The sequence below is a fragment of the Paraniabella aurantiaca genome, from assembly GCF_050309965.1.
In the GTDB taxonomy this organism is placed as follows: Bacteria; Bacteroidota; Bacteroidia; order Chitinophagales; family Chitinophagaceae; genus Niabella.
On sequence record NZ_JBLOSY010000003.1, the window covers coordinates 354859 to 379960 of the forward strand.

Below are 25102 nucleotides of genomic sequence, written 5' to 3' on the forward strand. Positions count from 1 at the left end.
TAATAGTTTTTATGAAAAGAGATGGATATCAATGGGCTTATTGCCGAATAGCGGTGATGACTTTTGAATAACTTTTTTGGCCATCCGCATCAACCTGTACTACGCGTATGTATAGATTCTGATCACTGCTATCAGCGATATCATTACCGTTCTTTCTGCAAGACAAGACACTCAGGGTACACACCATTATGACGAAACTCAACAGCCATAAGGATTTGCGTTTTTTAAATGTTATTGACAAGCTTAAGAACAGCAGAGCCAGACCCTGTAATTCCACGTAGCTTTTGGTAAATGCGTATTGAAGCGGGATGTCGGAGTTACCATCAAGGGCTTGGGTAAAAACTTTATAGCTGATCGTTACGAAATGCTTTCCGTCTTTCGATGCTTCAACAAGGTAATAAGCATTATTGGTTTCTTTTTGCGAAGTCCAGTTTACCGTAAGCGCGCCATTTCTCAGAAAGGCATCAATGGTTCCAAATGTGACAGGCAATACCTGGTCCTCATCCAGCTTCACCATCCACAGATCGGCAGAGCCATGTGCCCCAGAAATGTCACCATCATTTGAATACGTATGGCCTGCCGCCAGATAACCTCCGTCTGCTCCCCGGCAAATATCATAGAAGATATCGTTGGAGCTTCCACCCAAACATTGCTGCCAAAGCAAACTTCCGTTATTGTCTAATTTAAAAATCCAGGCATCTTTGGCACCTCCCTTGTATCCGGTAATATCTCCATCTGTTGATCCGGTCTCGCCAGCAACCATGTAACCTCCTTCCACCTGTATAATCTTCCTGGCAAATCGTTGTTGGTTCCTCCAACCGCCCGGGTCCACACCGTGTCCAATAAACTATTTAGTTTAACAACCCAGGCATCCGACCCGCCTTTATATCCATGAACATGATCCACATCTACCCCAGACGCATAGCCCGCAACGATATATCCTCCGTCCGAAGTTTGAATAACCGACTGCCCTCCTTCGTATCCCGGGGTGCCCAATTCCTTATCTGCAACAACAGCGCCCTGGCTATTTAATTTAACTACCTTCACGTCTGCTCGATTGGCTGTCGTTGCTTCACCTGTAATAATCGCACCGCCATCGGCAGTGGCGTCTATTGAGTTAACGGCGTATGACAAGAAAGACAACCATACATTAATACCGTCTGATGTATATTTAGCTACAAAATTGCTTCCTCCTACCCAATACCCTCCGCCGGCGGCCTCGCTAACAGCACGTCCTGTTGAACCTGCAACAGTCTGCCATTCTATATTCCCGGCTTCAGACAATTTCACCAGCCAACCACCCGAACCGGTTGTAACATCACCATCTACTATATCATTAGCGTTATTTCTGCCAGTGAAAATATAACCGCCGTCAGAAGTTTGTTTTATATCATTTATCAAATCAATGCCAGAACTACCATACCTTTTTTGCCATTCAATATTACCGTTTGATGCCACTTTAACGATCCAGCAGTCATCCTGCGAATATCCGGGCACCCCGGTCAGATTCCCATCGGTTGAATTGGTACTTCCTGCAATTATATAACCACCATCACGGGTTAGTTCAATGGAGTAAGCACTTTCCTCACCACCTCCACCTATAGCACGCTGCCACTGGGTGGCAGGGGCCTGGGCATTTACGCCTGATACAACTGCATTTAGCATTACTAACCCTGCTATGAAAAATATTTTCATCTGCTTGTTTTTTGTTCTGTAAAAGTGCCCTGTATATGAGCTTTTTCTTATCCTGTAAAAACAGGATATTGAATGAAACCGCATCGCTCATTCGGGCGATACAGCAGTAGTATTCTGCTTATTATTTTTGATAACGCTATGCAAAGCCTATAAATTCCTGTAAAAAGGGGAGTAATTTCATTAAATTCAATTCGTTTATTTGTAAAAACAGAAATATGCGATGGATGTCCACTGCCCAAAGGTTTATAATAGTTGCAGCAGCAATGGGGTATGGATACATAGGAACCGCTCAAACGAAAGTGCTTGATAGCATCAAGGCTGAAATCAATAAACATCCGCAAAGAGATACGTTGCGGGTGAGGATAATAACAGATTATGCACGGGCTGCACTAAACGGAAATACCTCGCAACTATTGCCCTATCTCAACGAAGTAATCAGTATCAGCAAAGAGCAAAACTACCGCAAGGGCCTGCAGGCAGCCTATCACTATAAGCAGATTTATTATTCGGATAAGGAGGATGCAGAAAATGCACGGGCTTACGCTGATACAGCTTTCATGCTGTTAAAGAAAGACACTTCCAAATTCGCGGTAACCTCTTTAGCATGGCTGCACAATAATGTTGCAGGTGACTATGCCAAATTAGCCGATTACAAGCGGGCTATTGATCATTTAACACAAGCAGCTATCATTTTTGAAAAAATAGATCCCGATGCTTTAGCCTCTGTCTACGGCAACATCGCGATCATGTATGCCCAGCTGCTATTGCCTGAACGGGCAATGGAATATGACAGAAGAGCCATTGCAGCAGCAGAGAAAGCTGGAGATTCGTTGAGCTTTGCGCGCCGCAATATAGGCTATGTATCGAGATTACTGGATGCACAAAATTTCAGAGAAGCCACAAAGATCCTGGATAAAATTGAACCTGTTGTTATGAGGCTTGACAATAATGCAACCTATATCTTTTTTTATCAGAACAGGGGCTTGTAAGCAAACATGAAAAACAATATGAAAAAGCTATTAGTAATTTAAAAAAAGCATACGATTATTCGCTTCAAAATGATAACAAGCAGCTGGAACTAACGATTCTGGATCCACTTAGCGCTGTGCTCACAGAATCGGGGAAACTAAAAGAGGCCAAGCAATATCTCGACTCATTGCTTGCCAAATCTGTGGCCTTTAAAATTCGAACTGCAGAATTAAATGCTTATAATAATCTTGCCCATTGGTACATGCAAAATAAAGACTATGAAAATGCCAATAAATTTCTTTTTAAAAAAATAAGCTTATCCGACAGCCTTTCTTCCGAAGAGATGAAAGAAAATATTGCCGTTATGGAAACGCGGTTTAAAGTGCAGGGGAAAGACAACGAGATAAAGATATTGCAGGATGAGAAGGAAATACAACAATTGTCTATTCGTCAGAAAAATACGCTGAATTATGTCTTATTCGGCGGCGCTGCTGCCCTTTTAGTTATTTTGGTATTGGGCTACCGAAACTACAAAAACCGCCAAAAGCTGCAACTACAGCGCATTACAGAACTTGAAACCCAGCAACAATTAACCGCCACTGAAGCTGTATTAAAAGGGGAATCACAGGAACGTACCCGTCTCGCCAAAGACTTGCATGATGGTTTGGGTGGCATGCTCAGTGGCATAAAATATGCTTTAAATACCATGAAGGGAAATCTAATAATGACGCCTGAAAATGCGCAGGCTTTTGAACGCAGTATAGACATGCTGGATAGTTCTATCCAGGAAATGCGTCGCGTGGCTCATAATATGATGCCTGAAGCGTTGGTTAAATTTGGTTTGGACACAGCCCTGCAGGATTTCTGTTTGCATATATCGCAAAGCGGCGCCCTGAAAGTCTCTTACCAGTCTATAGGACTTAACGATATTCAGTTAGAGCAAACCGTTGCGGTTACCATTTACCGCATTGTGCAGGAACTGATCAACAATTTAAGCATGCAGCGGCAAAAACCGCCATTGTTCAATTAAGTGTTACCGATCACACGCTATCTGTAACCGTAGAAGACGATGGTAAAGGGTTTGACACCACCACACTTAAACAAAGCAGCGGTATAGGATGGAATAATATTGAAAACAGGATCATTTTTTAAACGGCAAACTGGATATACAATCTGTTAATAACAAAGGCACGTCTGTTTTGATTGAATTACCTTTAACCTGACAATAGTGTAGCAAACGCAAATGGCACCAATGCAAATCAATCTCTTTATAGTTGATGATCACTATATGATAATAGAAGGCATCCAATCGCTACTGGTGCAGGAAAAAGATATCAACTGGATGGGACATGCCACCAGTGCCGCGTCCTGCCTGGCTTTCCTGAAAAACCATCAGCCCGATGTCATTTAATGGACATTAATCTTTCCGATAAAACGGGGATCGATCTGTGTAAAGAGGTGAAAGTACTTTATCCTTCAGTTTTTATCATTGGACTCAGCACTTTTAACCAACATAGTTTTATCAGCAAAATGATGGATAACGGGGCGTCCGGTTATATATTAAAAAATGCCACCCGGCCCGAATTGATGGAAGCTATTCGTACCGTTTATAAAAGGAAGGTTATTTTTTAGTAATGAAGCCGCTCTTGCTTTGCAACAAAGTCCGGATGTTCATAATATTATTCTTACCCGCCGCGAAAAGGAAGTATTAGAGTTAATTGCCGATGGCTTTACCAATAGTGAAATTGCCGGGAAACTATATATAAGTATCACTACAGTTGATACGCACCGGAAAAACCTGCTCAGTAAATTTGACAGCCGGAATGTAGCCTCATTAGTGCGGAAAGCCTCTCAACTCAACCTTATATGAACGAAAGCTGTGTTTATTTATGCCTGTTGCCTGAATGCCGGTAATATCCTTTTTTTCTCCTGGCAGAATTTTGAGGTGCGGGGTTATACGCCGGCTGTTGTCCGAGGTGCTCAGGTATCGTCATTTTATCAACCTCCTTAGCAATCAATTTCTCAATGGCCTGAAACTTCCGTTGCTCCTTGGGATTCACAAAAGTAAATGCACTACCGGTTGCTTCCGCCCTGGCAGTACGTCCAATCCGGTGTACATAATCTTCACCATCACCCGGAACATCAAAATTGATGATCAAATCGATATGGTCTATGTCAATACCTCGTCCCAGGATATCGGTTGCCACCAGCACAGGTAGTCTTCCGCTACGGTATTGCATTAGCACGTCTTCCCTGCTATCCTGTTCCAGGTCGCTATGTATTTCGCCCGCTTTAATACCTACTCTTCGCAGATCCCTGGCGAGCTCCTTTACTTTTACCTTACTGCCGCAAAAAATAAGAACGCCTTTATATTGTTTTTCCTTAAGCAGGTATTGTATCAAAGGAATTTTTTGCTCATCGTATACCATATAGGCCTGCTGCAATATCTTTTCAGGCGGCTTGCTCATAGCGATGCTGACCTCAACAGGATCTTTCAATATATTTCTTGCCAATATTTTTATTTTGGGAGGCATGGTTGCCGAAAACAGCATGGTTTGCCGTTCCTGGGGTAGCTTGCCGATGATAAACATGATGTCTTCATAGAAACCCATATCCAGCATGCGATCAGCTTCATCTAACACCAGGTAGCGTAAAGACTGTAACTTAACATAGCCCATTTTAATATGAGCCATCATTTTCCCGGGCGTACATACCACTATATCAGCCCCCATGGTCATCGCTCTCTTTTCCTGTATAAAATCATTACCATTACCTCCGCCATATACAGCAATAGAGCTCAAATTGGTGAAGTAGGAAAGTCCTTCCAGGTGCTGGGATATCTGGATCGCCAGTTCACGGGTAGGTACAATGATCATTGCACTGATGCCGTTACTGCTGGTTTCTTCTGTAAGTAACCTGTTGATGAGCGGCAATAAAAACGCAGCTGTTTTACCGGTGCCGGTTTGCGCAAAAGCCAGTATATTTTTGCCATTAAGTATATGGGGAATAGCCTGTTCCTGTATAGGAGTAGCCTGTTGATAGTTGGAGGCTTCAATGCCCTCCATTAAACGATCGTCAAAACCAAATTCTGTAAATTTCAATTGTTTGTTGGATTAAAAATGAGCAGCAAAGATACCTTGTTTAACTCATTGTATAGATATGTATTTCGCTGATAACAAAACGATGCTCATGAATATAAATCAGGTTGGATAATTGTCATTGGTGTGTCAGGCATAAATTTCATTTTGTTTACTGCTAGGGGTAGCTGGCGTGTTAAGGTGGGCCTTCGGCGAAGGGGTATTGGTTTGCCTGGCTTGTTTGTATAGGCACACAAAAAAGCCTCACAAAATTGTGAGGCTTCTGTAAAAAGAATGGCAGCTACCTACTCTCCCGCATTGTGGTGCAGTACCATCGGCCTTAAGGGGCTTAACTTCTCTGTTCGGTATGGGAAGAGGTGAACACCCTTGGTATAACCACCATAAATTCTTGAGTTGACAGGTTTATAAGTATTTAGTTAACAGGTAAGTCCTTATTAACTTGTGAACTTATCAACTTTTCAACTTGAATAAAATAACATATTGGAAAAAGAAAAAAATTAGAAGAGTACCTAACAAAATAAAATTAAAGCGTACGGGCAATTAGTACTACTCGGCTTTGATGTTACCACCTTTACACCTGTAGCCTATCAACGTAATAGTCTCTTACGGCCCTTAAAAGTAAACTCATCTTGAGATAGGTTTCACGCTTAGATGCTTTCAGCGTTTATCCTGTCCGTACTTAGCTACTCAGCATTGCACCTGGCGGCACAACTGATACACCAGCGGTACGTACGACCCGGTCCTCTCGTACTAAGGTCATGTTCTCTCAATTTACTAACGCCCACCACAGATAGGGACCGAACTGTCTTGCGACGTTCTGAACCCAGTTCACGTGCCACTTTAATCGGCGAACAGCCGAACCCTTGGGACCTTCTCCAGCCCCAGGATGTGACGAACCGACATCGAGGTGCCAAACCTCCCCGTCGATATGAGCTCTTGGGGGAGATCAGCCTGTTATCCCCGGAGTACCTTTTATCCTTTGAGCGACGGCCCTTCCATACAGAACCGCCGGATCACTTTAGCCGACTTTCGTCCCTGCTCGGCCTGTTTGCCTCACAGTCAAGCTCCCTTATACTAATGCGCTCTGCGTACGATTACCAACCGTACTGAGGGAACCTTTGCAAGCCTCCGTTACTCTTTAGGAGGCGACCACCCCAGTCAAACTACCCACCATGCACTGTTTCCCGCGAGGGATTAGATCCTAAATCAAAGAAGGTTGGTATTTCAACGACCGCTCCACAATGGCTGGCGCCACCGCTTCATAGCGTCCCAACTATGCTACACATCCGTAATTCAAAATCAATGCAAAGTTATAGTGAAGGTTCACGGGGTCTTTCCGTCCCGTGGCGGGTAACCGGCATCTTCACCGATACTACAATTTCACCGGGCTCGTGGAGGAGACAGCGTTCAACTCATTAGACCATTCGTGCAGGTCGGAACTTACCCGACAAGGAATTTCGCTACCTTAGGACCGTTATAGTTACGGCCGCCGTTTACTGGGGCTTCAGTCAGAAGCTTTGGATTACTCCGAACATCCTTCCTTAACCTTCCAGCACCGGGCAGGTATCAGGCTCTATACGTCATCTTTCGATTTTGCAGGGCCCTATGTTTTTGTTAAACAGTTGGTTGAACCATTTTACTGAGACCTACCGAAGTAGGTATGCTTTATCCCGAAGTTACAGCATCAATTTGCCTAGTTCCTTCTCCACGGCTCACCCGAGCGCCTTAGAATACTCATCCCGTCTACCTGTGTCGGTTTGCGGTACCGGCCGCTATGCTCGCTTTTCTTGGAAGAACTTTCACACTTGCGCTTCACCCGAAGGATCCACTCAGCTAATCCGTCAGCCTGTAGTGCTAGCATTCTCCGTCACTTTTAATGCATAGTGGGCGCAGGAATATTAACCTGCTTTCCATCGTCTACCCCTTTCGGGTTTGACTAAGGACCGGGCTAACCCTGATCCGATTAACGTTGATCAGGAACCCTTAGACTTTCGGCGATAAGGTTTTTCACCTTATTTATCGTTACTTATGCCTACATTTTCTTTTCTAACCGCTCCAGCATACGTCGCCGTACACCTTCGATGCAGTCAGAATGCTCCCCTACCGATCATGCGCCTAGCGCCGATCATAGAGCTTCGGTTCATAGTTTAATACCCGATTATTTTCCGCGCAGAGCCTCTCGACCAGTGAGCTGTTACGCACTCTTTAAATGAATTGCTGCTTCCAAGCAAACATCCTGGCTGTTATAGAAGCTCTACATCGTTTGATTAACTTAACTATGCATTGGGGACCTTAGCTGCTATTCTGGGTTATTTCCCTCTCGGCCACGGACCTTAGCGCCCGCAGCCTCACTCCCGGTAAACATCTGTTAGCATTCGGAGTTTGTCAGGGTTTGGTAGGCGGTGAAGCCCCCTAGCCCAATCAGTAGCTCTACCTCTAACAGACTTTATAAACCGAGGCTGTTCCTAAAAACATTTCGGGGAGAACGAGCTATCTCTCAGTTTGATTGGCCTTTCACCCCTATCCACAGGTCATCCCAAGACTTTTCAACGTCAACGGGTTCGGTCCTCCAGTGTGTGTTACCACACCTTCAACCTGCCCATGGATAGATCACAAAGTTTCGCGTCTAGCCCCACTGACTAAGCGCCCTATTCGGACTCGCTTTCGCTACGGCTCCGTTGTTTAAAACTTAACCTCGCCAGTGAGGACTAACTCGTAGGCTCATTATGCAAAAGGCACGCCGTCACAACATATAGTTGCTCCGACCGCTTGTAGGCGTACGGTTTCAGGTACTATTTCACTCCCTTATTTAGGGTGCTTTTCACCTTTCCCTTACGGTACTGGTTCACTATCGGTGTCTGAGGAGTATTTAGCCTTACCAGATGGTGCTGGCAGATTCAAGCAGGATTCCTCCGGTCCCGCCCTACTCAGGATACCACTCGTCCACATCAATTTCTGCTTACGCGGCTTTCACGCCCTATGGCTTAATTTTCCAAAAAATTCAGCTTGATGATGCTTTCTAAATGTGGTCCTACAACCCCGGCTCCGCACGCGAAGCCGGTTTAGGCTCTTCCCTGTTCGCTCGCCACTACTTAGGGAATCATTGACTTATTTTCTTTTCCTCCGGGTACTTAGATGTTTCAGTTCTCCGGGTTGGCTCTCTTTCGAGTGATACGTCTTCAACGTAACAGGTTGTCCCATTCGGAAATCCAGGGATATAATACTCGTGTGCAGTTCCCCCTGGCTTATCGCAGCTTACCACGTCCTTCATCGCCTCTCAGACCCAAGGCATCCACCATACGCCCTTAATTGCTTTAAAAAAGTTTATAAAACTTAATTAATATGAGGCCAGTATCTCTACTGGACTTTTTTATTTAGTTTGTTGTAGTTGTTACCCGACCACATTGCTTCAGACCAACCAAAAATTTTGGTGATATAATTACAATTATGATCGATAAACTATGTTAGGTACTCTCCTAACAATATTTTTTCCAATATGTCAAAGAACTTTTAATCAATTTGCCAATCAGCTAATATGCTAATGTGCTAATGATCGTAGTTGATAATATGGTTGCGAACCATCAGACCTTAAAACTATTTTTAAGTCATTATCAGTATGTAAAGAACTATTCTGTGAGGCTTCTTTTAAAACATTACCTCCTACTTTGTGGAGGATATCGGAGTCGAACCGATGACCCTCTGCGTGCAAGGCAGATGCTCTAGCCAACTGAGCTAACCCCCCAGAGTTTTAGTAGACCCGACCAGATTTGAACTGGTGACCCCTACATTATCAGTGTAGTGCTCTAACCAGGCTGAGCTACGGATCTGTTTACTAATGTGCCAATTTGCTAATATGCTAATGTGCTAATGCTTATCAGCTTTTGGCTTTAGATTGCCGCTCTCAAATTTGGCCATCAGGTCTTATGTAAAGAACTTTGTTTAAGTTGACAGGTTTACTGGTTGAAAAGGTAAAACCCTTATTAACTTTTCAACCGATCAACCTTTCAACTTCAATAATATTGAAAGAAAAGGAAACAACAGCACAGATAAGTGCTTGCTCTAAAAAGGAGGTATTCCAGCCGCACCTTCCGATACGGCTACCTTGTTACGACTTAGCCCCAATTACCAGTTTTACCCTAGGCAGCTCCTTACGGTTACCGACTTTAGGTACACCCGGCTTTCATGGCTTGACGGGCGGTGTGTGCAAGGTCCGGGAACGTATTCACCGTATCATTGCTGATATACGATTACTAGCGATTCCAGCTTCACGTAGTCGAGTTGCAGACTACGATCTGAACTGAGAGTAGGTTTTTGAGATTAGCTTCACGTCACCGTGTTGCGACTCTTTGTCCTACCCATTGTAGCACGTGTGTAGCCCTGGGCATAAAGGCCATGATGACTTGACATCATCCCCTCCTTCCTCGCGTCTTACGACGGCAGTTTCACTAGAGTTCCCAGCGTTACCTGATGGCAACTAGTGATGGGGGTTGCGCTCGTTGCGGGACTTAACCCAACACCTCACGGCACGAGCTGACGACAGCCATGCAGCACCTTGCTTTGTGTCTATTGCTAGAAATACCGCTTTCACGGTACGGCACTCGCATTCTAGCCCAGGTAAGGTTCCTCGCGTATCATCGAATTAAACCACATGCTCCACCGCTTGTGCGGACCCCCGCCAATTCCTTTGAGTTTCAACCTTGCGGTCGTACTTCCCAGGTGGGATACTTAATGCTTTCGCTCAGACACACACAGTTTATCGCGTATGTCGAGTATCCATAGTTTAGGGCGTGGACTACCAGGGTATCTAATCCTGTTTGATCCCCACGCTTTCGAGCCTCAGTGTCAATATATGTGTAGCCAGCTGCCTTCGCAATTGGTGTTCTATGTCATATCTAAGCATTTCACCGCTACATGACATATTCCGCTAACCTCCACAATATTCAAGACTAATAGTATCCATGGCAGTTTCCGAGTTAAGCTCAGAGATTTCACCACGGACTTACTAACCCACCTACGCTCCCTTTAAACCCAGTGAATCCGGATAACGCTTGCACCCTCCGTATTACCGCGGCTGCTGGCACGGAGTTAGCCGGTGCTTATTCATATGGTACCGTCAGTCGAGAAAGAATTCCCTTTTTTCGTCCCATATAAAAGAAGTTTACAATCCAGAGGACCTTCATCCTCCACGCGGCATGGCTGGTTCAGAGTTTCCTCCATTGACCAATATTCCTTACTGCTGCCTCCCGTAGGAGTCGGGCCCGTGTCTCAGTGCCCGTGTGACTGGTCGTGCTCTCACACCAGTTAATGATCGAAGGCTTGGTGGGCCGTTACCCCGCCAACTACCTAATCATACGCACACCCGTCTTCTAGCGTGTTGCCACTATAATATCAGTGAGATGCCTCACCAACATGTTACGGGGTATTAATCCAAATTTCTCTGGGCTATCCCCCACTAAAAGGAAGGTTGTGTACGTGTTCCGCACCCGTTTGCCGGTCGCCGGCGGTATTGCTACCCCGCTGCCCCTCGACTTGCATGTATTAAGCCTGCCGCTAGCGTTCATCCTGAGCCAGGATCAAACTCTCCGTTGTAAATGAGTTTGATTGCTGACTATTAAAAATTCTCAAGAAGAAAAATTAACGTGTCAAAAATCGAATGTTATTTGCTTTTGACTTACCTTTCGTGTCGTCTTACGACGATTTGATTGTGCTATTGTTTCCAAACTTTCAAAGAACTTACAACCAATTAGCTAATTTGCTGATGTGCTAATATGCTAATGATTAAAGTGATAATTATGGTTATGAACCACCAGACCTAATGTCATTATCAAATATCTAAAGAACTAATTTCTAAACTTAATGAGCGTAAAATACTACCCCGATATCTCATCATCCGCGGGCTTACCACTCATGGGCGACTCTCTCGCTCCTTTCATCTTTCCTATAAACTTTCTGAAGAACCAAACAACTTTCGTAGTGTTGTTTTTTAATTGGGATTGCAAAGTTAGTATCTTTACTTCAATCTGCCAAATTTTTTCGAAACTTTTTTTGAATTTATTTCTAAAGAATCAATCTCTAAAACCAATCAAAAACCTCTCTAAGAACTATCCGATCAATTATTTTCGGACGGCAAAGATAAGGAGAAATTTCGAAACTCAAACCAACTTTCTTAAAACTTTTTTTTCAAAGCTTTCTAAAGACGCAGACTTAACTGCAAAGGTGGGAAATAAGCGGAATGCTTAAAACTTAAGACATTCATTATTAATTTGTTATCCAGTACCCTAAGGGCTTTTCTAAGAACTTCTTTTCCGCTTTATCTCTCAAACGGGATGCAAATGTAAAAGCTTTATTCTAATTAACCAAATTTATTTTTAATAAATTCAACCTAACCATCTCTCTGCCAAACAATTACAACACTTTAAGAACTACGCTATTCGCTAACGGGTTGCAAATATAGAACTTCTCACAACATCACAAAACTTTTTATACATTTATTTTAAAAAAAATTGAAAACGAGCGTTTACTACATTCTAACAGATAGCAATAAGGTTATAACTTATTCATTAACACCGACATACTCATATACATTATTTATCTGAGACCTTATTGTACCTGCATTATAAAACTGCAACTCACCTGTTATACTTAAGAAAAGCAGATAAACAGGTATAGTAACAGGCTATTAAATAATATGGCACCCCGCAAGGGTTTAGAAAATAACAGGTAACAGCCGTGAGAACAGCATGCTTGTTTATAGCGCCTCTCTCCTTTTGTTATAATATATAATAGTACGGTTACAAGAAGGACTCATATCAGGAATAGCTTACCTGCATTAATGTTAGCCCATGAGCAGGTGTATCGAACCAGGTGTTGCCGCAATCTTTAGATTCAATAATGCTTCTGAATGTATCAATTGAAATGGTGCCTCTGCCTACTTTAAGCATGGTGGCCGTAAGCGCCCTAACCATACCACGTAGAAAGCGATTCGACGATACAACGTAAATCAGTTGATTGTCTTTTACTATCCATTCACTCTGAAGTATGGTACAGTTGAAGGTTTTTACCTGGGTATTCTTCTTTGAGAAAGACGTAAAATCTGTATACTCTTTTAATATGGCAGCCGCATCATTCAACAATGCTATATTTAGAGCGTAGGGATAAAAATATGCCTGGTCGGTTAGAAAAGGATTCTTGTACTGGTATACATGATAATGATAGGTTCTGCTTAATGCATCAAAACGGCAGTGTGCCTCATCACTTTTTTCAGCAACACTGATAATGGATATATCCCCCGGTAAAATTGCATTCAGGTTATAGATCCATTTCTGCTCAAATGTTTCGGGCCAGTCGAAGTGAAAAAAGTTTTGCCGGGCATGAACGCCGGCGTCTGTTCTGGATGACCCCGTCAACTCTACGGCACGCTTGAAGAGCACTTCGAAAGCGTTCTCAATCTCACCCTGGATCGTTAATGCATTTTTCTGGATCTGAAATCCTTTATAACGTGTGCCTTTATAAGCTACCTCCAGAAAATAACGCAATGCTGTTTATAATTTGAGATGATGCAAAATAGCCGGAGCCTACTGAACCAGCGCATTGAATTTATCGCGGTAAGCTCCGTCTTTAATTTCAGAAGCAAGGGATGCAAAATTTTCCCTGTCTGCAATAAAAGGATATGCAGCAGCATAAAAATTATACTTACCTGCATTAGAAAGAAACATACTGCTCAGGTATTTAATATGAGCCGTTGTATAACATTTGGCTTTAAAGGCCTTCGAAGCCTGCGCAATCATGCTATCATCGTTACTTTCGGAAGCCATCGACCGGCGTAATTTCAAAAAGTCATCTTCTGTTGCGACAGCTTTGCAAGCTGCATTAATTGTTTTTGCTACCGTATTCTCGGTGTTAGCGGGCTGGGTGATGGTTGCCTTCTCCTCTACTTTAAAGCCCGGCTGCGCAATTTCCTTTACCACTGCGGCTTCTTTATTCCCTCTTTCTGTTGGCGGAGCGGGCACAGGTGCCGGCTCTTTAGGTCCGCCAGACCTAGGCTCCGGAATAAAAATGGTAATAGGGTCTACCTGTCCTGATTCGTTCCTGTCGTCATAAACCACCGTAACACCTTTTGAAGTTTTAGTTTGAACAGGTTCTGCAGTACCGCTGCTTTCAGGCACTCTCACAACAGGCCGTTCCTGTATAGTGGCTGGTTGCTTATTTTCAGCAGGTGGCGGCGTTACTACTGCAACCGGCTTTTCTTCCACTGGTTGGGGTTTTGGCTTTTCTAACAAACTTGGGTCGTTAGCCGCCTGCGACAATACTTTCGTAAAGTCAGACACCCCGTCAGCAGGAGTAGTTTCTTTTTTAGGTTCAACCTTTGGCGCGGGAGGCGTTGTCTTCGCTGTCACTACTTCTTCATTTCCTTTCAACGCTTTTTGAACTGCCATGGTTTGCAGGTCAAACAAACCCCAGCCATCATTTCCATAATCCTTTATCAGGTAGCCTTTATCTTTTGAGTCAATTTTAAAATCGAAACGTTGCTCAGCCGTCTTACTATCCGGAAAACCTACTGTTAATTTATAATCCCCATCCTTTAACTGGGGAAGAATCAAATAGCCTGAGGCATTGGCGCTTATTTGCTGCCCGTTGATCTTTATATAGAAGGGCTGCGCAGGTTCTGTTTGAAGATAAACAAAGTACTTGGACTGTACCTGGTAACCCTGCCCGAAGCCAACAAAGGAAAGGAGCGTTAATAGAGCCGAAAAAAGAAAATGCCTGTTCATTAAATATAATAATTTTTCTTGCAGGCAAATTTAGCTGAAATTATCGGTTTGACGTTTGTCCCGGGCAAATTGAAAACTTTTAGGGTTTTGTTTAATATTTCAGGGAATATTACTTTTCTACACGCCGGAAAAATTTTCGATCACCCATTAATAGGGAAAAGCCGGAGACGGTGCCATTAGGATTTTTGGCAAACTCAATTTCATCTATGGCATCATCCTGCCAGTAGAAATTGGTCGGGGAAGAACTCTTCAGTAAAATTTTATTGTTCACGTCTTTTACCAAAAGGCGTCCTTCTTCTATCATCAATGTTACCGTATCTTTTTTTGTATCAGCATATTTGCCGACATACGACTTCAAAGTGGCATCAGGCACTTCAACCGGGCTAAACCGGAATCTTTTTTTGGAAAGCAGCCATTGATATAAACTATCATTATTATAAGTTACATCCCAACTGTTATGGTTGGCATCGGGATAGAGCGTAAATTTCACCTCGGCTTTCTTGTTGTACTTGCGAACCGCATCAATCATACTAATAGAAGCTGCCGGTAGTACCACATCGTCTTTTGCTCCATGAAAGCACCAAACCGGCATGTAGCGCAGGGTCCAGGCTTTTTCTGTATCACCTCCACCGCATACGGGTGCAATAGCGGCCAGATCAGAAGGGTATTTCTCCGCGTAGTTCCAGGTACCAAAACCACCCATGCTTAAACCCGTCATATATACCCGGTCTTCGTCAACCTTATATTTTTTCTTTAGATCGTTTAACAGTGCTTTCAAAACATCTACCTGCCAACCTATACGGGGCGGGGCCTGGGGAGAAACAAGGATAAACGGAAATTTGCGACCCGCCTCTACCAGCTTGGGAGGACCGTGATATTTTACCTTATTGAGATCGTCACCACTTTCGCCAGATCCGTGTAAAAAGATAACTAATGGCCACTTACGGGCAGTATCGTTCTGGTAGTTTTCAGGCAAATAAAGGAGGTAATTTGTTTCCTGAACCAGTTTTTCGGCTGTTTGCTGGGCCCATATTTGCAAAGGCAACAAGCCGGCAATCAGCATGAATTTTAATTTATAAAGCATATTGTAAGTATTTTCTTTGCTACTTACCAGCTACCACCGGCGCCACCGCCACCAAAACCACCACCACCGAAGCCGCCAAAACCGCCGCCACCGCCACCGCTGCTACCACCACCCGACCATCCGCCAGGAAAAATTACGGGACCACCCCAATTGTCACGATAACCACGACGGGATACATATCCGCCACCACCGCCACCTCTGCGGCTGATGATGACAATAATTATAAATAAGATGATAGCCGCCATTAAAAGGCCGGAGCCCCCGCCACCTTTACCTCGCTGGCTATATCCATCCGGCGCCTTATATTTTCCGGCAGCGGCATCCATAATATCAGTGGTAGCTTCATCCAGGCCACGATAATTACTGCCCTGCCTAAAGTTGGGAATCAAGACATTTTGGACGATCTGATCTGCGATCAAATCGGTAACCGATCCCTCCAGGCCATAACCGGGAGCTATAAAAACACCACGCTGCCCTCCTTTAGCGCCTGTATTGACTAAAATGACAACACCATTGCTAAACTGCTTTTGCCCGCCAACACCCCATTTTCTACCCAGCGCAATGGCAAACTCATCTCTTGAATATCCTTTCAGGTCATCTACCACTACTACAGCGATCTGGTTAGATGTGCTGTCGTCGTAGGCAACGAGCTTCCGCTCCAGCGCCTCTCTCTGCTCAGTGGTAAGAAAGTTCCCTGAAAAGTCGTTGACCAATTTGGGTGGATTGGGCACAGGGGGAATATCGTTCTCAATCTGACCCTGCGCATTAATAGCAAGCAGGCTGAAAAGAAAGAAAAGGACGAACCCCATAGCGCGCTGTTGCAAACTGCGGATTAAAAACAGGGAAGAAATGGATATATGTTGCTTCGTTTCGATAAGAATCTTTTTTACTATTTGCCGAATACAATATCGTCTGGTAACTCATTATGATCGCTGGCCCGGTCGTAGGGAAAATAACTGTGTAAGCCCTCTCCTATTTCATATACATACTGGCAAATGCCCTCCACAAAATGCTCCTGGTTGAACTCCTGTAAGATATGGCTTACCAGCTCACGCCAGTACTTAACACCGGTCTTATTATGAATGCCTTCATCGCCGAAAATAGCGAGCTGATGATCCTTCACTGCGATATAAAGCAGTACGGCATTACGTTCTACAGTCTGCTCCATTTTTAACTGGAAGAAGATTTCCGAAGCTCGCTCTACCGGGTCAACATATTTACAATGACTTTCCATGTAAATACGAATCTCCCCGCTGGTGCGACTTTCAGCATTCCTGATCGCTTCTACTACCTGTTCCTTTTCTGCTGCTGTAAGAAACTCTGGCGATTTGCTTTTAAATAATGAAAATCCCAATTGGCTTAAAATTTAATGTCTACATTATTTTGTGCGCCGGCAACTGCTTTAAAACCTTCTTTTACCTCAAATCCAAACAATTTTGCCACCAGGCTTTTAGGGAAAGAACGGGCAGCTTCATTATAATCTCTGACAGCCGCGTTAAAATCGGCCCTTGCCACTTTTATACGGCGCTCATTGCCCTCCAGTTGCACCTGCAATCCTCTATATGCTTCCGTACCCCGTAAAACCGGGTACTTCTCTATTACGGCTATCAAACGGTTGGAAGCTGCGGCCAGTGTGTCCTGCAGGCTTGATTGCCGGTTATAATTGTCAACCGACAGACCCGCTCCTGAAGCGGATAACGCATTGCTTCTTGCTTCGGTTACCTGAACCAGGGTTTCCTGCTCAAAGCTGGCCATGCCCTTCACTGTATTTACCAGGTTAGGAGTAAGATCCAACCTTCGCTGGTAAGTACTTTGTACATCAGCCCAGGTTTGCTCCATCTTTTCCTCCTTGCGCACTAAAGAATTATAAGCCACTATTAGATAGAGCCCCAATAAAACAATGAACGCACCAATCAGATATCCCGAAAAACGCTTTTGCGGCATGCTCTTTAATTAAAATTCAACTTTAGGAGCTGTTTCTGCACCGGGATCAGCTTTAAATGGTTCTTTAGCCTTAAAGCCAAACATACCCCCTAAAATATTCATAGGGAAAGAGCGAACTTTTGTATTATAGCTGTTTACTGCTCCGTTAAAAGTATTGCGTGATGCGCGGATCTCGTTTTCTATGCTTTCCAGCTGCCCCTGTAACTGCAGGAAGTTCTGATTGGCTTTCAGTTCAGGATAACTTTCCACAACTGCCAGCAAACGGCTTAAAGCGCTGCTTACCTGGCCCTGTGCTGCCTGGAACTGCTGCATATTCTCTGGTGTCAGCTGATCTGCAGAGATATTTACAGATGTAGCTTTAGACCTTGCTTCAATAACTTTAGTTAATGTTTCCTGCTCAAATTTAGCGGCACCTTTTACAGTATTAACCAGGTTGCCCACGAGGTCATTACGTCGCTGGTAGTCGCTTTGCACATTAGCCCAGGCATTCTTTACTACTTCATCTTCTTTCACCAGACCGTTATAGCCTTTACATCCCATAAAGCCTACCACCACTAACAAAATGATTACAATTAAACCTATTCCTTTCATAGTATTTGATTTTAAGTGTTTATCTAACAAATTTAATACAATTAGTTATTGCAGGCCGTTTCCTTTCGGTAAACCTGTAAGCTATATCGGTAAATGAAAAAGATTTAGTAAGCTTTACCCACCAGCCTTGTGAAACTGAAATTGGAAAATCGGTAAAAAATGAGTAAATTAGTACTGTAGTTATCAGATCAGGAATACCAGAGATCTTTTTATTACAACGATACTGAGAAGGAATGGAAAGTTTATTGTTCACTCATTAAAACTTAACATTATGAACCAGTTAGCTTTTCGCCCTGCAGCTGCCTGCCAGAATGCTGATATACTTGGTTTACAGCCAAACCAACCTCAATTTTCACCATTGTTGATTGGCCCTAAAAGATGGCACCCCTTAGTTACGCTGCTATTGGCGCTATCCTTATTTATTTTAGCCGGATGTAAACACACCAATGCGAATACACCCGATGAGAAAAAGCTCCAGGCAGAAAAGGATGCTATTCTCGCTACAATAGAAAAGGAAACCGCCTCTTTTTTTGCGCGGGATTATAACGCATGGAAATCGACTTATGCCCAAACAGACTATGCCTTTCAGGCATGGAGCAACAAGGATGGAACTTTTGACGCCAGCGTAGGCTGGAATGGCATTGATAATACCGTTGGGAAGTATATAAACGACAATCCCGAGCCGCAATCGAGCAGCCACCCTATAGTGGAACGCAAAAACATAAAATATAAATTTTACGGGCCTGACGCCTGCTACCTTACCTGGGACCAGTTCAACAGTAATAAGGAAGGCGATAATTTCCATCACAGTAAAGAAGTCAGGGTGATGGAAAAAGAGAACGGGCAGTGGAAAATAGTTTGCGTAGCTGCATTTTGGGATTACGTAAATCCAATTGCTGCCGACAGGTTAAAAGATATTCAGAGGATGGACAAAGAATCGAGGGGAACAGACAAACTTTAAATGGAGAACCCGAAGCCGAGCTGTGAAAGTCGCCAAACCAGGCCGTTAAAGGGAGCTTTGTTTTTTGGGCACCCACATCTATGATTTTTTATACACCCTCTGGGCTGTTATTACTTAACAGCCTTTTTTATTTTTCCTGGTTTTTTATCGGTAGTAGTGACGAGTGTTTTGTCTAAAAGCGGGTTGGAAACAATAATAGGCTTAGGCTTGGTAGTGGTTTCGTTTTGCTCTATCTCAATTTCATTAATGATCACACTCCCCGGGGCAATGATACTATAATCGGAGCTGTTTTCTAATTGCTGCTTATCGGAAGCAATTATAAATCGTCTTAAAGATTTCATGCTTAATGGCGAAATCCGGCATTCATTCACCATCTCCGTTTTCCCGGTAGCCACATCGATTCTATATATCTCAGGACTATTAGAGGCCATATCTTTTACCATGTAGGCCACAGGAAGCCCTTCTTCTTTAGCCAAACGCAACAACTTTGCCTGCATGGAATCGGCGGAGGTAGTTTTAGATGAACGTAGTTGTAATACACCGGCATTATAATTTCTGCCCATAAAAGATTGACCAAATCCCTGCGACTTAAGAAATTTTCTTGTAGGCGTTCTGCCATTCAACAGGCTTTTTAAGATGCCCGCTTCTATTAATACCAAAGAATCTGCAGGCACTACACCTTCATCATCTATTTCATAGTGCCCGGTGGTCTGCTTACCATTCACCATTTTAAGGGAAGGAATTGCCGTTACCGTAAGATCAGAAGCTACCAGCTTTTGTCCCAGCTTTTCCTCATAGCTGGGGCCATCGGAACCATATCCTAAAATTGCCTTGCGGCGGGTTTGCAGGGTATTGGAAAAGCATTGATTCACGATATCGGTTACTGCATTCCCGATAAATAGTACCGGTCCCATATAAGATCCTTCAAATGCTTTAGCCTGCTCCTTTTGTTCTATTTTACTGATCAGTTCTTTTACGCTTGCCTGTAACTCGCCTAATGTTGGCAACTCATCAATATTTTTCACTGTAATGGAGTAGTTGCTGTTATAGTTATTACCTTCTTCATCGGAGGTAGCGCCATAAGCCATAAAAGTAACCGCACCTCCCGGTTTTCGCACCACCGATCCCTCGCTGCTCACTATATAATTTTCGGAGTTATTAACTAGTAACCGGCAATAGGAAGTAGTAATTTTTGGATAAGCGTTAAACAGGGCTGATAAAGATTTTAGTTGCTGCTCCCATTTTTTGGTATCTAATTGAATAGGTTGAATAGCCCCAAAATCTTTCACCACGGGTGAGATGCGCGACAAGTCATCCAGGGCCAGTTCTTTTTCGTCTACACTTACTCTTTTTAAGGAAGACATAAAGCCGCTGAACTGGCGGGCATTATTTTTATAGGCCCGATCCGTTTCGAGCCATAAAAGGCGGCGGTACTCGTCTACACTGGCTTCATCCGGCAGGTTGGCAAAATACCCATCATACATCATGTAATCGAAATTGCGATGATAATCACCCACCCTTAGTTTAACTGAAACCGATTTATTATTAACCGGTGTTTTTACCACGGTTGTTATTTCGCCACGTTCGCTGCTTAAATGATAGCTGTTTACATTTTGCAGGTTATAAGCTATGTAAAATGGCTTTTCCAGATCGGGCAAATGCAGACGTTGGATATTCCGCTGCAACTCATCGTTCAGCACTTTTACATAAAAATTATCTTTCAGATCCTGTGCTTTCACTACAGTGCCTGCAAAACCCATGGCTAATGCAAGGAAGAAAATTTTTGTTCTCATTTTTATTTATTTACTTAGGCGGGCAACCGGATACAATTTGATACGAACCATCTTTATTTATCCAGGTCTGGCCTGGGCAATACCGGTAAACGTTCGGAAGATTTACTTTTTTTCTGCGTTTCAATTACATCTACGAAGATGGCTGGTGATGAAGCGGAAACAGGCACCCAACCAGAACCAGAGCCACACATACCGTTAAACGTTTCCATACTGTTGCTGCAGGCTGTAATATGTTTGAACATAGAAAGAGGTGTACCAATCAAATCCACTCCCCGCACTAACTCATCTGGCTTACTGTCTGTGTAAATCTTATACACTTCGGTTGGCAATACATTAAAAGCATTGGGTGTGGTACGCCCCACATTGGTAAAGCCCCCCTGTACATCCTGGAACAGGTACCCATATGCTTTACCTTGTTTTTTACACTCAGCTATCAGCATATCTCTTAACTCATTAAATGTTTTTTCGCTTTTGCCGGTTACTACCAGGTTGCTTTGCCTGCTCTCGGGGATGCCCCCTGGCGCAGTACGCGCGTGGCCGTTACTACCGCTGACCCCGTTAATAGGTGTGCGGGTCATTAAAAAGTTACGTAATATGCCCTGTTCTACTACATCTACTTTTTGTGCAGCTACTCCCTCATCATCGAATTTATAGTACCCGTTCACCTGGGAGCCTGACACATTTTTGGTAGTAGGGTTCATGGAAATACTTAAGAAAGCAGGCAACACTTCGGTGCCTATTTTATTTTTGAAAGTTTGCCCGTCAAATTCATTTTTCATTCGTTTCCCCTCTAGCCGGTGCCCAAAAATTTCGTGAAAGAACACACCGGCGGCACGTCCGGAAAGAATTGCAGGCCCCACAAAGGGATCTGCAAGCGGAGACTTTTTCAATTCGCTCAATTTGGCGCTCATGCCCGAAACGTCGGCCAGCACACTGTCACCGGAAGGCAAACCGGCGGGGGTATAAGCAAAATACAGCTTGTAAAGTGGCAGCTCCATTCCATCGCCTGCTTTGGTATTGCCAAAAATGCTCTGCCAGGTTTCAGTTCCATTTTCTACGATGTCCGATCCATCGGTATCTACAAAATATTTGCGGGTGATCTTAAATTCAAAATTAGCCCCTCCCTGCAACAGGTCCGGGTTCTGCTTAAATATCTGTGTGAAATTTTTAAGGGCTATAGCAACCTTATCCAGATCGGGTTTCAGCGCTTTATAATTTACAGGGGCATCAAAATAAATCTCCTTTTTGGCATTGGAAAAGTCTGCCGCCGTATCTTCCTCAGCCACACGTACCTTTTTATTGGTCAGCAACTGCTCATATATCTGTGCTGCGTTCTTGTAAGCCACATCGGTATTCTTCCAGATAGACAAACGTAAAATATCTTCATTGTCCACAATGGGCAAGGTTCCCGGAGCTCCGCCAAACTGCATGTTGTGTGTATTATCGAACTGGTAGCTGCCCACTCTAACCGTTGGTGTAAACACCCTAACCCGGTTTGAATCGATAGAGCTGATAACACCGAAACTGGCTGTGATGCGGTAGGATACAATATCATCTACCCTGTAACTCATGTAGTACACATTTTTATCAGCCGCCTTAAGCTGTGTAAACTCACGCTGTAATTCGTTCTTCAAAACGCCGGAAAGCCGATCCTGGGACCAGGCGTTCGCAAAAGATAAAACCATGCCGGTTAGCAGTAAAGCGCGGGTTGCTGTAGTCATATGCTATAAAGATAAGTGGTGCATTTGAAGTAATAAACAGTTGACTCTTAATAGTTCCTTAAATCACAACTGCTGTGTGCATGATAAAAACATGCGCACAGCAGTCAAAAAAAAAATTAATAATAAGATGCGGTTACTTAGGGATTTGCATAATTTTTTACGTCATCTGCAATAATTGTTTTCCCGCTTAATATAACCAGGCGTTCTACCACATTACGCAGCTCCCTTATATTACCGGTCCAGTTATGTTGCTGCAATAATTTAATGGCACTGTCGTCAATGCCTTTTTTGGCGATACCATAATCGGCGCAAATGCTTTCCAAAAACCGTTCGATCAGCTGGGGGATATCATCCCTGCGATCATTAAGGGATGGCACATGAATTAAAATTACACTAAGGCGATGGTATAAATCCAGCCTGAAGTTTTTTTGCTCTACTTCTTCCAACAGGTCTTTATTGGTAGCAGCTATTACCCGCACATCCACATTGATATCTTTATCAGCTCCTACCCTTGTTATTTTCCCCTCCTGCAGCGCGCGAAGCACTTTGGCCTGCGCACTCAGGCTCATATCACCAATTTCATCGAGGAAAAGAGTTCCTCCATTTGCCTGCTCAAATTTGCCGATTCTTTGTTTAACGGCTGATGTAAAAGACCCTTTTTCATGACCGAACAATTCAGACTCGATCAGTTCTGTTGGAATCGCGGCACAGTTTACTTCCACCAGCGGGCTGGCGTTACGGGTACTTTTTTCGTGCAGCCAGCGGGCTACCAGTTCTTTACCCACACCGTTTTCGCCGGTTACCAGCACCCTTGCTTCTGTAGGCGCCACTTTATCAATCGTTTCTTTAATGCGCTTAATGGGTTCAGAATCTCCCACAATTTCCTGCACCCTGGATATTTTTTTACGCAGCACTTTTGTTTCGGTAACTAGTGTGCCTTTATCCAATGCATTTTTTATAGTAATCAGTAGGCGGTTTAAATCCGGCGGCTTCGAAATAAAATCATAAGCGCCTTTCTTTACCGCTTCTACCGCAGTTTCGATGGTACCATGACCTGATATCATAATAACCGGAACATCGGGAGCTATTTCCAACGCCTTGTTCAGGAACTCCATTCCATCCATTTTAGGCATCTTGATATCGCACAAAACCGCATCAAATTTATGCTCAGAGAAAATTTTAATTCCCTGTTCTCCATCTGAAGCCTCTTGTGTTTTATAGCCTTCAAATGATAATATTTCTATTAAAGTTTTACGGATGGACACCTCGTCGTCAACTACGAGTATAAGAGGCGCATTGTCGTTTGTCTTATTTCTATGGGGCACTTTATAACAGATTTTTTTGTTTAGATCGTAAACTTAAAAGTCCACGAGCGAATAAATATAGCTCATGGACTTCTAAAAATGATAATATGATCAAAATTATTTTTTCTGATACATCACTTCTTTCACCAGTTTAACCGTACGGGCTACATCAGGTAAAGCTGCAGCTACAAGGTTGGCTGCGTAGTGTAAAGGCGCATCAGCCGCAGTAATACGACGGATGGGCGCATCCAGGTAATCAAAAGCATCTTTCTGAACATTATATGCGATTTCAGATGAAACCGAAGCAAATGGCCACTGCTCTTCTACAATCACTAACCTGTTTGTTTTCTGTATACTTTTAACGATAGTAGGAACATCTAAAGGACGAATGGTGCGCAAATCGATCACTTCAGCACTGATACCTTCTTTTTCCAGCTCGGCTGCAGCACCTAAAGCTACCTTCATCATTTTATTAAAAGAAACGATGGTTACGTCGGTTCCTTCTTTTTTCACATCAGCCTTGCCTAATTCGATATAATACTCTTCTTCCGGAACCTCCATTTTATCGCCGTACATCTGCTCACTCTCCATGTAGATTACCGGATCTTCTTCATAACGGATGGCTTGTTTCAACAAACCTTTTGCATCATAAGGGTTACTTGGAGAAACCACTTTGATACCAGGAATATTTGCATACAACGACTCAAAAGCAGTGCTATGTTGCGCTCCCAACTGGCCTGCAGAACCGTTACCACCCCTGAAAACGATAGGGCAAGAGATCTGTCCACCGCTCATTGCCAGCATTTTAGATGCAGTATTAAGGATCTGGTCCAATGCTAAAACTGCAAAGTTCCAGGTCATAAATTCAACAATCGGTCTTAAACCTCTTTGTGCCGCTCCCACACCTACTGCAGTAAAGCCCAGTTCAGCGATAGGCGTATCTAAAACTCTTTTCGGTCCAAACTCTGCCAGCATGCCCTGGCTTACTTTATACGCGCCGTTATATTCAGCAACTTCTTCACCCATTAGAAACACTCTGTCATCCCGTCTCATCTCCTCATTCATAGCTTCTCTTAAAGCCTCTCTAAATGCAATAATTCTTGCCATATTATTTTTGTTAATACTTTTAAAGTGCGGCAAATTTAAACGTAAAATGCTAGAATAAGCAATA

20 protein-coding genes, 2 tRNA genes and 3 rRNA genes are annotated in these 25102 nt (G+C 43.5%); 6 read left to right on the forward strand and 19 right to left on the reverse strand.

All coding sequences use genetic code 11. The features are described 5' to 3' along the window. Positions 1 to 37: 37 nt before the first annotated feature. Together ACLOAU_RS24785 and ACLOAU_RS24790 are read right to left on the reverse strand one after the other, a co-directional pair. Complete coding sequence (locus ACLOAU_RS24785; RefSeq protein ID WP_427864604.1) at positions 38 to 763, reverse strand: hypothetical protein; 726 nt, start codon at positions 761 to 763, stop codon at positions 38 to 40. After that, positions 679 to 1695 carry a hypothetical protein gene (locus tag ACLOAU_RS24790; RefSeq protein ID WP_427864605.1) on the reverse strand — a complete coding sequence of 339 codons (1017 nt, stop codon included), beginning with the start codon at positions 1693 to 1695 and terminating at the stop codon, positions 679 to 681. The genes ACLOAU_RS24785 and ACLOAU_RS24790 overlap by 85 nt, the downstream gene beginning before the upstream one ends. A 215-nt stretch (positions 1696 to 1910) precedes the next feature. On the opposite strand from ACLOAU_RS24790, the gene ACLOAU_RS24795 reads away from it, so the two are divergent. The 5 genes from ACLOAU_RS24795 to ACLOAU_RS24815 all read left to right on the forward strand — a co-directional run bounded on the left by ACLOAU_RS24795 (position 1911) and on the right by ACLOAU_RS24815 (position 4534). Next, positions 1911 to 2684, forward strand: coding sequence for a tetratricopeptide repeat protein (locus ACLOAU_RS24795; RefSeq protein WP_427864606.1), 774 nt, complete (start codon positions 1911 to 1913; stop codon positions 2682 to 2684). A gap of 116 nt (positions 2685 to 2800) precedes the next feature. Further along, positions 2801 to 3694 (forward strand): sensor histidine kinase, encoded by an 894-nt coding sequence (locus ACLOAU_RS24800; RefSeq protein ID WP_427864607.1) that lies wholly within the window; start codon positions 2801 to 2803, stop codon positions 3692 to 3694. 222 nt (positions 3695 to 3916) lie between these two features. Further along, entirely contained in the window at positions 3917 to 4075 is a 159-nt protein-coding gene (locus ACLOAU_RS24805; RefSeq protein WP_427864608.1) for a response regulator transcription factor, read from the forward strand. Next, positions 4075 to 4296 carry a response regulator gene (locus tag ACLOAU_RS24810; protein WP_427864609.1) on the forward strand — a complete coding sequence of 74 codons (222 nt, stop codon included), beginning with the start codon at positions 4075 to 4077 and terminating at the stop codon, positions 4294 to 4296. The genes ACLOAU_RS24805 and ACLOAU_RS24810 overlap by 1 nt, the downstream gene beginning before the upstream one ends. 19 nt (positions 4297 to 4315) lie before the next feature. Then, a complete protein-coding gene (locus ACLOAU_RS24815) occupies positions 4316 to 4534 on the forward strand; it encodes a response regulator transcription factor (RefSeq protein WP_427864610.1) in 219 nt (72 codons plus the stop codon). A 13-nt stretch (positions 4535 to 4547) separates the two neighbouring features. Here the strand turns inward: ACLOAU_RS24815 and ACLOAU_RS24820 are convergent, their stop codons facing one another. The 13 genes from ACLOAU_RS24820 to ACLOAU_RS24880 all read right to left on the reverse strand — a co-directional run bounded on the left by ACLOAU_RS24820 (position 4548) and on the right by ACLOAU_RS24880 (position 18152). Beyond that, positions 4548 to 5765 carry a DEAD/DEAH box helicase gene (locus ACLOAU_RS24820; protein ID WP_427864611.1) on the reverse strand — a complete coding sequence of 406 codons (1218 nt, stop codon included), beginning with the start codon at positions 5763 to 5765 and terminating at the stop codon, positions 4548 to 4550. A 268-nt stretch (positions 5766 to 6033) separates the two neighbouring features. Continuing rightward, a 5S ribosomal RNA gene (gene rrf / locus ACLOAU_RS24825) occupies positions 6034 to 6145 on the reverse strand. 137 nt (positions 6146 to 6282) lie between these two features. Further along, positions 6283 to 9081 (reverse strand): 23S ribosomal RNA (locus ACLOAU_RS24830). 349 nt (positions 9082 to 9430) lie between these two features. Beyond that, positions 9431 to 9504, reverse strand: a tRNA-Ala gene (locus ACLOAU_RS24835). A 10-nt stretch (positions 9505 to 9514) separates the two neighbouring features. Further along, positions 9515 to 9589, reverse strand: a tRNA-Ile gene (locus tag ACLOAU_RS24840). A gap of 236 nt (positions 9590 to 9825) precedes the next feature. Further along, positions 9826 to 11351 (reverse strand): 16S ribosomal RNA (locus ACLOAU_RS24845). Together the 16S, 23S and 5S rRNA genes with 2 tRNA genes alongside form the textbook arrangement of a ribosomal RNA operon. 1220 nt (positions 11352 to 12571) lie before the next feature. Beyond that, the gene (gene truA, locus ACLOAU_RS24850) at positions 12572 to 13297 is read right to left on the reverse strand and encodes a tRNA pseudouridine(38-40) synthase TruA (RefSeq protein WP_427864612.1); all 726 of its coding nucleotides are present in this window, start codon (positions 13295 to 13297) and stop codon (positions 12572 to 12574) included. Between the two features lie 39 nt (positions 13298 to 13336). Beyond that, positions 13337 to 14533, reverse strand: a complete 1197-nt coding sequence (locus tag ACLOAU_RS24855; protein WP_427864613.1) for a DUF4476 domain-containing protein — start codon at positions 14531 to 14533, stop codon at positions 13337 to 13339. Between the two features lie 109 nt (positions 14534 to 14642). Then, positions 14643 to 15617 (reverse strand): prolyl oligopeptidase family serine peptidase, encoded by a 975-nt coding sequence (locus ACLOAU_RS24860; protein WP_427864614.1) that lies wholly within the window; start codon positions 15615 to 15617, stop codon positions 14643 to 14645. 23 nt (positions 15618 to 15640) lie between these two features. Continuing rightward, on the reverse strand, positions 15641 to 16426 hold the full coding sequence (locus ACLOAU_RS24865; RefSeq protein WP_427864615.1) for a TPM domain-containing protein: 786 nt from the start codon (positions 16424 to 16426) through the stop codon (positions 15641 to 15643). An 80-nt stretch (positions 16427 to 16506) separates the two neighbouring features. Further along, entirely contained in the window at positions 16507 to 16971 is a 465-nt protein-coding gene (locus ACLOAU_RS24870) for a TPM domain-containing protein (protein WP_427864616.1), read from the reverse strand. 5 nt (positions 16972 to 16976) lie between these two features. Further along, the gene (locus ACLOAU_RS24875) at positions 16977 to 17561 is read right to left on the reverse strand and encodes a LemA family protein (protein ID WP_427864617.1); all 585 of its coding nucleotides are present in this window, start codon (positions 17559 to 17561) and stop codon (positions 16977 to 16979) included. Between the two features lie 9 nt (positions 17562 to 17570). Then, positions 17571 to 18152, reverse strand: coding sequence for a LemA family protein (locus ACLOAU_RS24880; protein WP_427864618.1), 582 nt, complete (start codon positions 18150 to 18152; stop codon positions 17571 to 17573). Positions 18153 to 18423: 271 nt separating this feature from the next. Between ACLOAU_RS24880 and ACLOAU_RS24885 the strand changes: the two genes are divergently transcribed. Continuing rightward, entirely contained in the window at positions 18424 to 19113 is a 690-nt protein-coding gene (locus ACLOAU_RS24885) for a hypothetical protein (RefSeq protein WP_427864619.1), read from the forward strand. A 110-nt stretch (positions 19114 to 19223) separates the two neighbouring features. Here ACLOAU_RS24885 and ACLOAU_RS24890 read toward each other — a convergent pair whose 3' ends face one another. The 4 genes from ACLOAU_RS24890 to ACLOAU_RS24905 form a co-directional block, all read right to left on the reverse strand. Beyond that, positions 19224 to 20906 carry a metallopeptidase TldD-related protein gene (locus tag ACLOAU_RS24890; RefSeq protein ID WP_427864620.1) on the reverse strand — a complete coding sequence of 561 codons (1683 nt, stop codon included), beginning with the start codon at positions 20904 to 20906 and terminating at the stop codon, positions 19224 to 19226. A 53-nt stretch (positions 20907 to 20959) separates the two neighbouring features. Then, positions 20960 to 22627: a metallopeptidase TldD-related protein gene (locus ACLOAU_RS24895; RefSeq protein ID WP_427864621.1), complete on the reverse strand. Its 1668-nt coding sequence runs from the start codon at positions 22625 to 22627 to the stop codon at positions 20960 to 20962. Positions 22628 to 22764: 137 nt separating this feature from the next. Continuing rightward, a complete protein-coding gene (locus tag ACLOAU_RS24900; RefSeq protein WP_427864622.1) occupies positions 22765 to 23952 on the reverse strand; it encodes a sigma-54-dependent transcriptional regulator in 1188 nt (395 codons plus the stop codon). A gap of 96 nt (positions 23953 to 24048) precedes the next feature. Further along, entirely contained in the window at positions 24049 to 25038 is a 990-nt protein-coding gene (locus tag ACLOAU_RS24905; RefSeq protein WP_427864623.1) for a pyruvate dehydrogenase complex E1 component subunit beta, read from the reverse strand. Positions 25039 to 25102: the final 64 nt, after the last annotated feature.